1 protein-coding gene is annotated in these 1,115 nt (G+C 74.8%); it reads left to right on the top strand.

Annotated features, from left to right (window positions below; all coding sequences use genetic code 11):
- Positions 1-244 precede the first annotated feature (244 nt).
- Complete coding sequence (locus FE633_RS49400; protein ID WP_171060418.1) at positions 245-1,024, top strand: SGNH/GDSL hydrolase family protein; 780 nt, start codon at positions 245-247, stop codon at positions 1,022-1,024.
- Positions 1,025-1,115: the final 91 nt, after the last annotated feature.

Raw genomic sequence — 1,115 nt, 5'->3', positions numbered from 1 at the left:
GGCCCCTCCTCGGCCAGCACGCGCGCGGCCTCGTCGAGGAGGCGGCGGCGCAGCGCGGCGGCGTCCCGGCGGGCTTCGCCCGCTTTCCGGCCGGGCGGTGCGGGGCCCGCGGGCGGTCCGGGCCGTGCGGGTTCGTGGTTGTCGGTTGACACGGGCGCAGCATAACGTTGTTATTGTTCATAACGGCGTTATGGCCGTGCGCGCCCCTGCTCGGGGGCCTCGGGGGACGGGGAAGGGGTTCGGAATGTTCGCGAAGGGCATGCGAGGGCGCCTGGTACGGCTGCCCGAGGCGGCCGGGGACGACTCGGGGACGACCGAGGGCAAGGAACCGCCGTTACGGCTGGCCGTGCTCGGCGACTCGGTGGCGGCGGGCGTGGGGGCCGCCAGCCACAGGGAGGCGATGGCCGGGCAGCTCGCGGAGGCGCTGACCGCGATGACGGGGCGGGCGGTGTCGTGGCGGGTCGCGGCGAAGGCGGGGGCGACGCTTGCGGTGGTGCGGCGGGGGATGCTGCCGGGGCTCACCGACCCGGGGGCCCGCTGGCGGCCGGACCTGGTCGTCGTCGTGGCGGGCACGAACGACGCGATGCGGCTGCGTCGGCCGCGGGCGTTCCGGCGTGACGCGGAGCGGCTGGTCAGGGACGTACGTCTGCGGCTCGGCGAGGACGTGCCGATGGTCTTCGCGGGCCTGCCGACCATCGCCCGGCTGAGCTCCCTGCCCCGCCGGGTCCGAGGTCCACTGGGCCTCTACATCGGGCTCCTGGACCGGCAGTTGAGGACGACGGCCACGAGGGGAGTCGCCGTCTTTCATCTGCCGTCCGGGGGTCCGCCCGAGTTTCCCGGTGACTGGCTGGCCGCGGACCGGTTCCACCCGTCACCGGCCGGCTACCGGGCCTGGGCCCGCGTCCTGGCATCCCGCCTGGCCACACTGACGGAGGCAACGCTCCCGACGGTTCTCGCCCCCGCCGCCCCTACCCGTCCCATCCAGTACCTGGGGGCTCCGCCCCCAGACCCCCAATCGGCCTGAACGGCCTCGTCCTCAAACGCCGGACGGGCTGAAAATCAGCCCCTCCGGCGTTTGAGGAGCGGGGTCTGGGGCGGAGCCCCAGGGATGGGAC

The sequence above is a fragment of the Streptomyces montanus genome (genome assembly GCF_005786655.1).
GTDB lineage: Bacteria > Actinomycetota > Actinomycetes > Streptomycetales > Streptomycetaceae > Streptomyces > Streptomyces sporangiiformans.
Note: the sequence above shows the minus strand (reverse complement) of the source record. Positions and strands in the feature narration are given on the sequence as shown.